Source organism: Mesorhizobium sp. M1A.T.Ca.IN.004.03.1.1 (assembly GCF_003997555.1).
Classification (GTDB): Bacteria; Pseudomonadota; Alphaproteobacteria; order Rhizobiales; family Rhizobiaceae; genus Mesorhizobium.
Genome location: NZ_RZTV01000644.1, coordinates 1 through 255 on the forward strand (window position 1 = coordinate 1; position 255 = coordinate 255).

1 protein-coding gene is annotated in these 255 nt (G+C 53.3%); it reads right to left on the reverse strand.

Translation table 11 applies throughout. The annotated features are described in order from the left end of the window. Positions 1–238: sugar phosphate nucleotidyltransferase (locus EOD29_RS33220; RefSeq protein WP_164764019.1), on the reverse strand; the 238-nt coding region annotated here is incomplete at its 3' end. Between the last annotated feature and the right edge of the window lie 17 nt (positions 239–255).

Sequence of the window (255 nt, forward strand, 5' to 3'; positions counted from 1 at the left end):
AGGCGAGGTCGACGGTGATGTCGTTGTGGTGCAGAACAAGGTTTACGAAATATTCCTTGATCAAATAGCCCTTGTAGCCGGCGCAGATGATGAAATCATTGAGCCCGTGATGAGCATAGATGCTCATGATGTGCCAGAGGATCGGCATGCCGCCGATTTCGACCAGAGGCTTGGGTCGGATACTGGTTTCCTCGGCAAGACGAGAGCCGAGGCCACCGGCGAGAATTACGACTTTCATCCCAAGCGAACTCCAGA